The organism is Myroides albus, from assembly GCF_009711045.1.
GTDB lineage: Bacteria > Bacteroidota > Bacteroidia > Flavobacteriales > Flavobacteriaceae > Flavobacterium > Flavobacterium album_A.
In genome coordinates this window covers 103,408-115,279 of the sequence record NZ_WMJX01000008.1, presented here as the reverse complement: position 1 = coordinate 115,279, position 11,872 = coordinate 103,408, and the positions used below count along the sequence as shown (strand labels likewise).

Below are 11,872 nucleotides of genomic sequence, written 5' to 3'. Positions count from 1 at the left end.
ATCATAAGAATAACCTACAAACAGATTTTCATTCACTTGGAACCCTACAAGTCCACTTACTGCAGCATCCCAACGGTAAGCTGCTCCTACAGTGAACTTATCCAAGAACAAGAAATTTGCAGTCAAATCTACTTGCAGCGGAGCCCCTTCCACTACTTTAATAAGAGTTGCTGGTTTGAACTTCAAACTTGGGTTGAGTTCAAATACATATCCCCCCATTAAGTAAAAGTGTGCTTTTTGACGTAGAGTAGTAAACTCATTGTCATCATAGCGATCAGTCGTTAAAAAGTTAGGAACAGAAATACCAACATAAGATTTATCAGAATAAAGGTAAACCCCTGCTCCAATATTTGGAGTAAACTGATTATTGACATTGTCATTTACTTTGTCACTACCGTCAAATATTCTAAGCTTTGTAAAATCTACACTCATTAAATTAGCTGTGGTCTTTAATCCAAAAGCCAATTTATACTCATAGTTAATATCAATTGCATAAGATAAGTCAATCGAAATATTGTTCTCATCCATTGCCCCTAATCTGTCATTGGTAAAATTAACTCCTAATCCCATACCTGATTCACCAATAGGTGTGTTGGCAGAAACACTTGCTGTCTTTGGTGCCCCCTCCATACCTACCCACTGGGTTCTGTAGTGTCCGAAGATATTCAGTGTCCCTCTGCTCCCGGCATAAGCAGGGTTTATCTGTGAGGGATTATACATATACTGTGTAAATTGAGGATCTTGTTGAGCTGTAGCTACCTGTGCGCTACCTACCAAGACAAGTCCCAATAAACTATTCTTTAATAATGCTTTATAATTCATTTTGAATTTATTCTATTAGTTAGTCTCCAAATGTAAGTAACCCGCTTTCTTAATAGTACGAGATCCTTTGTCATCCTTGTATTCATAAGTAATTACATAGTAATAAGTTCCCGTAGGTAAACTCTCACCTTTACTAATAGTTCCACGTCCATCTGACTTTCCAACAAATACATTTCCTCGAGAGTTATAATTTGTCGTTTCATACACCCTCACTCCCCAACGGTTGAATATCTCAACTGTATTATTTGGAAAACGCTCTATATTGTCAATTCGAAAGAAATCGTTTTTGCCATCTCCATTAGCAGATACAAGATTGTAGATCACGACATCCCCGTCCAACAGCCAATCTTTATTAACTGTAGCCAGTGTAAAGAAACCATATCCTTTCACAGAAGTTGGAGTAGAAATACTCTTAGTATCTACATCTACTATTCCGCCTTCGTCAACCCAGATCTGAAGCTTTTCATCCCATCTCACGATGTGTAATTCCCTTACAGGATCTTTCAACAGTTCAGCTGGCGTGGTGCGCTCATCCCAAGTCAAAGTCAAGATGATATCACTTTCTGTATTTGAAGTACGATCAATCAGCCAGTATTCTTTCGTATTTAATTCTTCTATTACACCAGCAGTATTAGCTCTTGCTTTAAAGAAAGGTGCATCATCAAAAGAATACTTACTTACAAATAAATCTTTCTCCTTTTCGGGAGCTGAAATAATTGCCTTTCGATAAAAGCCTTGATCTCCAATTGGGAAAATAAACTCATTGTCTCCCTCTTTATCCACTTGCCCTTGAATATGACTATTATCTTTAGTCAAAGAAGCAGCTGCACCTTTAAGAAAGGTAACTGATCCTTTCGCTTCATCCACATGGGCTATCCCCTCGTTAAAAGTCATTTGGCCAACTACCACAACTGGACTTTGGATATCGAAAGCTTTCTGCTCTGTGGGATTTACCAACTCTAAATTATTAAACGTAGTAATAGAATTTCCGCTTAATATCTGTACTTTCTTGCCTTTCAAAAGTGTGGTTCCTTCTGGAGTATTGCCCTTGTAATCAAAAAATGCCCCATTGTTTATCAAATTATCCTCAAGGATAAGTGTTCCGTTGTTTCTAAAATTAGCATTGTCAACATTCTCAAATACATACTTTGATGATACTAAAGAACCTGAGCTAATATAGAGATCTCCTTTGTTGACTGTCTGTGCATGAACTCCTGCATAAGACAAAGCAAAAGCCATTAAAAGTGCTCTATAATCTTTCATACTATTTCACTTTTAAATTACTTAACTGAGAATACGATATTCATGATCGAGGTAGGAGTTCCATTTGATAAAATTCTATACTGCATGATCCCCTCATTACTGATATTTACAATCTCAAAAACAGTTGGATCGTAATCAGTAACATAGTAATCTAACTGATCAGCACTATGAAAATAAGGAATGCTTTCAGGAGCACCATCATTTTTAAATGTTCGTGATTTATCTTTCATACCGAACTGATTTACATACTCTTGATATAGATTCACTTCTTTCACTGTCGCAGGATCAGTGATAATACTCGTATCAAAAACAATAGAAGGCATATAGAAGAACTTCACAGCTTTGTTATCTGTAGTTACCATTTGTTGCCATTTTAAACCATCATTATAGTAAAAACCTGGAACTACATCATTCTGTTTTTTAGTATTATAGACAGTCATCCCTTCAACATGTGCGTTTAAAGGAGTTGCTTCTGTTGTTTTGGTTAATTCCACACGAGGTAATAAAAGGCCTTTATTTATTGCATCTAATTCTAATACTGCATTAGTGTTTACATCTGGATTAGAGTTACCTACAACACCTATTTTAGTCTGTGCAAAACCAGCTGTTGCCAAAAGGGCAAGAGTTATACTTAAATATATTTTTTTCATAATTGTGAATTTGTTTTAAATAAAGGGAGGAGCTTATTTGTGGCTTGTACTCCTCCCCTTTTCAGAAAAGATTAATTGATTGTTGTTTGTTGTTTGATCTTTATTATTTTACCTCTTTACCAAGGTATTCTACTACTACTTCATAAGTATCTTTTGGTAAAGCTGTATAGATATTTCCTACACCGATATTAAAGTCAATCTTAGTACCCTTTACTTCCACGTCTTTTGTAGATTCAGTAACTAACACACCTCCTTTTAGTACCTTGATAGATAACACACCATTGATAGCGTTATCACCTGTAGCATTAGCTAATTCTACACCTGTAGTTTTAGCAGAATCACCATTGGTTGTAGTACTTCCTTTAGCTAATAATACTTGACGACCATTATAGATATTCCCAGTGAATACGATATCTCCTTCGTTTGTGATATTATCTCCTAAAGCTTGTTTAATTATCTCTTTATAATCGTTGATAATCTTTAATAAGAATGAAGCTGGTAATTCAATAGGAGTCTTCTCTTCTTTACCATTTACAATTTTCATTGTATAGAATACTAAATCAGTATCAGTATCTTTAATCTTACCAAAATATACGTTACCACCTTGGTTTAAGATATTAGTCAATGCATTCTTCACTTCTTCATTGTTGTTAATAGAAGAGATGATATCAGCCGTCATATTGATGAATTGCTCACCTTTATCTTCATTGTTATACTTATAGAAGATTTCTCCTTTCTTAACATTAGCTTCTATTGGTGCTCCTGCAGCTGCATAAGCTTCTAATTTACCATTATCTATTGCTTCTGTTCTTAAGATATTAGTCTTAGTTTCTACTGAAGCAACCAGATCTGTTAAGTTAATTGTTGTATACTCTCCTTTAGTTTCATCCCAATACTGTAATACCCAGTTTGGTTTATTAGGGTCTGTACTAATGTTTTTGTAGATAACATTACCTTCAGAGAACTGAGTGATGTACTGTAAGTACTCTTCTACAGAATTAAAAGTCATATCTTTTCCTCCTACTTGGACAGTGATATTTCCATTCGTAGTTAAAATCTCCTCGATATTATTAATCACTCCACCTACTACGTCTACATGAATAGCTCCTGCTGGAACAGCAGTCCATTTAGTCACATCTAATTCTCCTCCTCCTACAATGTATGCTTCAGATAAGTAATATTGTTTCTTATTATAAGTAACAATAGTAGTTTTAGACTCCGTTTCTGCTACTAAATCACGTAAAACAATAGTCTCATATTTTCCATTAGCTTTGTCGTAGTATTGGAATACCCAATTAGGGTTAGTAGTATCTCCTAAGTTTTTATAGATTACATTACCATCAGCAGATTGAGAGATATATTGTAAGTACTCTTCTACAGTTGTGAAAGTCTTGTCTCCTTCTTTTGTAGTAACAGTAATTTTAGTTGGTGCTTCTAAGATTTCTTTGAAGTTGTTTACTACAGTTCCTTTTACATCAATCTCAATAGCTCCTTTTGTACTTCTATCTAACTTATCAAGTATATCTTTAATCTTATTAGGATCAGTTTCTGTACCAATAGCTTCGACAATCGTTTTCTCGTTGAAATATACATAACCAGTTATTTTACCATTTTCCTTAATCTCTTTAAAGAAAGTATTCGTTTCTTTTCCTTGGATCATCTTTAGTAAGTCGATCTTATTAGTAATGTATTTTTTAGTTGTAGCATCATATACTACCTCATACATATCTCCTGTCGTATTATCATATACAATTGTAGTATGTCCTGGTTTAGTAGGATCAGAATTATCAGGATTAGATGGCAAAATGTAATTAACAACAGCTTGAAGGTTCTTAACGTCATTTGTGATAGTAGTGATATTATCTCCTAAGTTTTCTACCACTGTATTTAATTCAGTTTTACCAATGATTCTATTCCATTTAGCACCATCCCAGTAGTAAAAACCTTTAGGCATAGAAGTAGATTCTACATTGTTATACACCAGTAAACTCTCTTGTTGAGAACCTGTAATAGGAGCAAATACACTCTCTGCTGTAAGAGTAACACGAGGAATTAAGATACCTTTATTTCCTGATTTTGCTACAATGTCTAATTCTGCAGAAGTAGCAGGGTCCGGCGTACCGATCCCTACTTGTGCATTTGCAAAATATGTTGTTCCTAATAATGCTGCTAATAATGTGATTCTTTTCATCTTTTGTTATATATAAATATTGTTGTTTCTAATTATTTAATTTTTGTTGTGATGTTCAGGTTTGTCTTAACTGAACAGTTTTTCACATTCACTTTAACTGGAATACGTGGTCCTAATGGACAACCACTTCGAACGTTTTGAATCCAGATGGTTTGTTCACCTTGTTCTAATCCTTTTAAGTAAAATTCAAACGGAGTTACTTCCGTTAATTGATCAGTTCCAGTTTCAGAAGTATATATTTCGTATGTAGTACACGCATCTATCATCGATAGCTTCAACATTCCATAATTACATACATCTATGACTTCATTCTCTTTTACTCCCGTTCCTATCGTAGGTACAATATTCACATCATAGATACGTGTAAAATCTCCTAATACCCCTACAACACTACCATAAGAGATTTTTACTCTATCATATGGCTGTTTATCATATGGAGCAACAATAACTTTATGCTTATTACCATACCCTAAGCCTAATAACTTAAGTCCTAACACCTCTTTTTTTCCTTCTAATACAGGGCCTACTTTTTTATCGCCTAAATAACGTTGAATACTATATCCCTTAATCAATTCTAAACTTAAAACAGGGTTACCTGGAATCTCTGTAATGATATGTAATTCATCACCAGGCATTGCCTGTTGTTTAAATACAACAGTCAATGAAGCTTCGTTTAATACAGCTACTCCACGAGATATTAAAGCATAAGTATCAGGCTTATTATCAACTGCGTTCCAAGGATTAGTGACTGAGGCTGTAGCACTTGCTACACCTAAACCAAGATCTTGTACCCCATGTAGTACATCTATTACACCTGAGTTTATATCAGTTGCTACAGGTGTACAACTTATACTACCTGATTTAGAATAATACACTCCATATACTTTTGAGATTTGAGCAAGACCTACTAAAGAACCTTGAGAAACTCTAACCCCCTTAAATGCTTTTGGCTTACCAGAAGAAGTAGGAACAAACGTATACTCAATCACATTATCTCCCGCTAATAAATCAAGTAGCCCACCTTGTACCGACTTTAGTGTTCCAATAGTATTGCCATTTTCATCTAATCCCTGTACAGATAATCCTCCTGCTAACATTAAGCCGCTATATTGCTTTCCTAACTTAATAGTCACAGGTGTTCCTGCAGGTACTATCTCATCGAAGTAAATATTTTGCCATGTAGTACCTATTCCCAATAAACCTAACCCTGTTATTATTTCAGAATAAGTAGTAGGATTACCATCTATTGCATTAGTTTTATTCGCAATTCCCCCAGTTATGATAGATCCCCAAGTTGTCTTCTCTTTTGCATAAACTCTTTCTATCTGAGGCGGACAATTATTAGAATCTAATACAGTGATGATAACATTCTCCACTGTAGAACATCCGTTTAAGTCTGCTACTACAGTATAAGTATAAATACCAGGAACAGCAAAAGTGATTTGGGTTTCATTAAATAATTCCCCTTTTTCGTTATACCATGTAACTGTTCCATTCTTACTAGTCACTTTAGGTAATTGAGTACTAATTCCTACTTTAGTGATAATTCTTTGATCACCCTCAATAGATAATTCAGCTACTTCTTTTACATTAACAGTAAAAACATCTGACTCTTGAGAATAACAAGTTCCATTAGAAACTATAACACTATAATCTCCTGCTGTATTAACTTCTATTGAATGACCAAAACGAACAGGTTGCCCTTTTTCATCCTGAGCTTCAATCAATACTCCATTTAAAAACCATTGATATTCAGTTGCACCCTCTACAGTTGATAATGTCGTTAATGTTCCTTCACATATATCAGCTTGAGTACTTGACACGATAGGTTTAGCTGGCCCAGATAAAGTTTTAACTTCTACTCCAGCTGGTACGCCACTAAAGCAATAACCAAGACCTTCAACAGTCACATAAAACTTAGTCGTATTTTCTATAGTTGTTCTAATTTCCTGCCCTACTAATGGCGTATCTGATAAATCAGCATTCTTATACCATTTAAATATTGGATTCTTTAAATCTTTAGGAGCAAGATTAGTTAATGTTGCCTTTAATACAAATTCTGAATAAGCACATACATCTGCTATTTGTTCTATAACAATGCTATTTTCAAAAATATCATTACAATTACTTGCTAAGTCAAATACAACTTCTTTTGTTTTAGTTGTATTGTCAGGTAATGTAACTTTAGAAATAACTTTATTCGAAATTTTATTTGTTGCAGGTAACCCAATTACTTTGGTTTTAATTACGAAAGTTTCTTTTTGACCTACATTAAGTTGAGCGATAACATAACTAATAGTATTGTTTTGAATCACACCTGATCCCACCTCTACAATTTCTATTTCTGAACCAATCACATTACCAAGAACATCGCTAAGTAAAATATTTCTTAATGCTTTATTTCCTTTATTCTCAACTGAGATAGTATATGTTATCTCATCACCTAACTGTGCTTGATCACTAATTTTTCCATTACTCAATCCTACTTTAGATAACTCGATATCATAAAGAGGATCAACAACTAATACAGCACCTGGTTTTTCACTTGTATTTGGATCTTTAGGGTCTTTATTGTCAATAGCTGGATAAGTATTAACTCCCTTATCTGTCTCATCAACTTTTACTGTAGCGATATTTCTAATTTGAGAAATCCCTTCTAAATCTGCATTTACTTTAGCTTTAAAACTAAATGTAACGACACCATCTACTACTAAAACATCTTCTTTTTTGAATGTCACTACACCATTGTTGTGTGTCCCTCCAGAAGTCCATGTTAACCCAGCAGGTAGTCTGTCTTCTATTAATAAAGTTGGTACATCAGTAGCACCTACATTTTTAACGTGAATAGTATATTCTACTTCTTCTCCACCAGTAACTTTTTGAACTGTTGAATCACCATTGACTTTATAAGACTTCCAACTAACAAGATCTTGATTTAAAGATTGACATGTTCTTTCTACGCTATATAAATGAATTGCAGGCAACACAGATACATTTAACACACTCTTAAGTCCGATAGATATACGATCATACTCAACACCTGGTGTATATGGTAAATTAACCATATCCCCCTTATTGATTAAGTCTAAAACATTAATACCGTTAATTAAACCATTAGATAGATCAAGTGTATGAACTACTTTATCACCTAAATAGGCTTTAATCTCTAAACTTCCTAATACATTTAAATCAACTCCTCCTGACTCTGTTTTAAATTTGATATTAGTAACATCATCTTTCTCAGAAACTGAATTAAAGAATATCCATTGTTTTACACTTCCAACAGCATTAAGAGTTCCTAAACTAATACGTGAATAGTTAGTTGTATTAGAGTCTATAGCGCGCTCTGGATACTCAACACCAGCTCCAGACAGATCATTAACTGTTAATGATAATCCAGTAAAGTCAAATGATGTCGCAAAAGCATCAACACAAGAATCTGCACTACCTTCATAACACATATTATACACATTCATAGAAGTAGCAGGAGCTAATATGCCCAATACGCTCTCATTTCTATCAGTGATCTTCACTGATTTATAATTTTTACTTGGAGTTATAGCTAAATAAGTACGGCCAAGCTTATCACTTACCACTCTTATTTCACCATTTTTGAATGTTGTTGCAATACCTCTACTGTTACCTTCTAACACAACACCATGCTCATCTTTCACTTCTATTTCGAAAAAATGATCTCCTAAAACAATATTGTTTAACAGTCCACTTACTATATTTCCAAGACTACCTCCTAATAAGCCTTTTAATATTCCTTTATCATAATCAAAACGAATATATGATGTAGTACCAGCCTTCACGATGTGGTCATAACCAATTTCGACAAAACCAGCTCTTTTATTTCCTCCTAATAAAATTCCTGCATCTGAATTAATAGTTGCAAAGGAATCAAAGTTTCCATTAAAAATATTAGAAATATCGTCCACATACTTACTTCCTAACAACTCAGTAGCACATACAGAAGACACAAAAGGACTTTCGGTCATTGGATCACTACAAACATCATTAATACGTTTGACATTATACAAACGAATAGCTGGTGAGACTCCAAGATTAAGTAATGTAACTGTAGAAATCTCAACTCTGTCAAAAGCTTCTACACTTGTATCAAAAAACAAAGACTGAACTCCACCAGACTGCAATAGACCTAATAAATCAAGATTATTTAATAATCCCTGTTTTAAAGTAAACTCTTGTTTTTTAGTACTACCTAAATAAGTAATCACTTTATAAGATCCTAATAGATCTAATGAAAGTACACTCTTAGGATTAAACTGTACTCTCACTTCTAATTTATCACCTTTAGAAGATGGTTTAGGAAAATAAACAACTTGTTTTACTCCTGTACCTACAGCTAGAGTACCCGAACTAATCTCTGAATAATTAGATGAATTACCACTTATAGCATGGTAAGGATTCTTAACACCAGCTTCATTTAAATTAGCAATACTTAGATTTAACCCTGCTTGATTATATGAAGTAAACTGAGCAGGATAACAAGGATCTGAACCAATCTCACGACACATGTTATATACCTTTAACATACGTTGTTCTCCTGTTGGTAATCCTGTTACTCTATTGGTTATACGAATACTATTATATTCAGCTGTCGGTGTAACTGCTAAATAATAACGACCAATCTTATCTTGTACTAGTGATACTGCTCCATTAGTAGTTCCTTCAAAACCACTTATACTTGAGCTTTTAGATACAGATACACCATTACTGAAGGCTTCAACTTCAAAGTAGTGATCACCTAACAATAGACCACCAACACCGTTAACTAACTTACCTAAAGTTCCTCCTAATAAAGCTTCCAATACATCTTTATCAGAATCAATCCTAATATAAGAAGTTGTATTCGCTGATACTTTTTGGTTATAAGTCAATTCTATCATTCCTGACGAAGGCAAAGTAGATAGTAAAGAACCATTATTCGCATATAGAGTAGCATATGTTTCGTTATTTCCATCTATAGCATTTGTAACAAAATCAACATTTTTAAAATCCTTGACAACAGTAGCACATGCAGCTATATCAAAAGGAGATTCAGTCGGAGCAGGAACTACAATATTAGGATTAGCGCACTTCGATGTATCAAAACGCTCAATATCATAAATACGTAAACCATCACTTAACACTCCAACATTTAATGTGTTATTTGCTCTTAATTCAATTCTGTCAAACTCTTTTCCAGGAGCAAATGTTAGAGTCTTCTTTCCAGGTGTCTTCAACAATCCTAAAAGGTTTACACCATTAAGTAAACCTCCCTCTAAAGACTTCGTATATACCTCTTTGTCGCCCTTATATGCTCTTATTTCAATAGCGTTTAACAAATCCAAACTAAGCAACCCCTTTGGAGACTCTATCGTTAAGTTAACGGTAGTGGATGCATTAGAAGTAGTTGGAAAATAAAAAAACTGAGAAATATACCCTCCAACTCCTACATTTACAGCACCTTCTCTTTTTAATAAAGAATATGTATTTTCTTTTCCATCTATAGCTTCATAGAATTTATTCTGTAGCAAACCTCCTAAGAGATCAATTTCAATACCTGCAGAATCAAATGAAGTTCCTATTGGTCTACCACAGCTTTCTCCATCTTCTTTTACGTAGTAAGTATCATAAACCTCTAATAATTTATCACCGGTTAATCCCAATAAAGCCGTACTACTATTACCTACAGTCATTCGATCAAATGATTGATCTAACTGAAATGCAATCATGTAATCACCCTTTTTATCTTGAATCAATTTAGCTTGCTTAGTTCCAAAACCTTCTACTGATTTAACTTCAAGAACCTTCGTATTCCCATTGTAAGCATTAACATCAAATCTGTGGCTTCCCAATAGTAATTCATTCAAAAGACCAGATAATAACTTACCCACTGAACCACCTAATAAACCATTTAGTAATTCATTGTTTTCCATCCCTATCTTTACATAGGTGTGTGTTCCTCTCGGTACTGCATTAGGAAATTTGTATTCTAAATATCCGCTTTTCTTACCTATCAACAACGCCCCAGGATGTGCATGTAATGTACCTTTACTTGCTAAATTCCCATCAGTTGCATATTTTGGATTATCAACATTTTTACTCTTAATTAACTCTGTAGCATACACCTTAGTTTGCCCATAAGACTGTACTAAAGGAACGAACAGGATGAGCAAAAGCAGTAACCTCTTCCATAGAGAAAAAGTAGTTTTTTGTTTCATTTGTTGTTTGTTAAAATTATGTTTGATTGATTTCCCCTATTCAATCCTGGATCAAATAGAGCGTATACCCAAAGAATATGGAGTTTAGATAGAGAATAACATTACGGAGTGTTTGAGTTTGTAATGTGATTCTAAAAATAGTTTCGTTCTACGATGTCAACTTAAACTACTGTATAGAAACAACAATGCCCTACCTATAGCCAATATGGGTACACAGTGTTTACGTTAAGTTTTGAGTTTAGATAAATTTGCCATACTAACTTTATTAATTCATATTCAGTCATTGCTCCCCACTAATTTGCCCAGGGTAAGCCATGCTATTATACTATGCTTTATATTGCGTCGCAACTGCATTCAATATTGAAAATACAGTGCAACAAAGAAGCTTAAATTTGCCTCTATAAATAATTTCGTTTCGTTAGTTGGTTATGGTGTTGGAATACTACCTCAATCGTCCCTCTCTCCGTATTACCTAAGAAATCCTCTACAAGAAGTACTCCAGAAATTACAAGCCAAAAGCAATTGATTTAGGTGTTATAGAAAACAATTGTATTAGGTGTAATTTTCAACTTCAAAAATACTCCTTCCCTATAGGGTGTAACCTATACTAAAGAATGGTTTTTCTGTTAAAACAAGGTTACAAAAGTCAATTAACAATTAGCAGAAACGAACTAACCCTTTTATGGCAATGTGAGAACAATAAATACAACGATTTA

The 11,872-nt window shown here is 34.0% G+C and carries 5 protein-coding genes; all 5 read right to left on the bottom strand.

The annotated features are described in order from the left end of the window. On the bottom strand, positions 1–822 hold an 822-nt coding region (locus GJV76_RS05845; protein ID WP_155091707.1), incomplete at its 3' end, for a PorP/SprF family type IX secretion system membrane protein. 15 nt (positions 823–837) lie between these two features. After that, the gene (locus GJV76_RS05840; RefSeq protein WP_155091706.1) at positions 838–2,085 is read right to left on the bottom strand and encodes a gliding motility-associated C-terminal domain-containing protein; all 1,248 of its coding nucleotides are present in this window, start codon (positions 2,083–2,085) and stop codon (positions 838–840) included. Positions 2,086–2,102: 17 nt separating this feature from the next. Next, positions 2,103–2,735, bottom strand: coding sequence for a hypothetical protein (locus GJV76_RS05835; RefSeq protein ID WP_155091705.1), 633 nt, complete (start codon positions 2,733–2,735; stop codon positions 2,103–2,105). Between the two features lie 103 nt (positions 2,736–2,838). Then, positions 2,839–4,926 (bottom strand): hypothetical protein, encoded by a 2,088-nt coding sequence (locus GJV76_RS05830; RefSeq protein WP_155091704.1) that lies wholly within the window; start codon positions 4,924–4,926, stop codon positions 2,839–2,841. Positions 4,927–4,958: 32 nt separating this feature from the next. Then, on the bottom strand, positions 4,959–11,156 hold the full coding sequence (locus GJV76_RS05825; protein WP_155091703.1) for a DUF11 domain-containing protein: 6,198 nt from the start codon (positions 11,154–11,156) through the stop codon (positions 4,959–4,961). Positions 11,157–11,872: the final 716 nt, after the last annotated feature.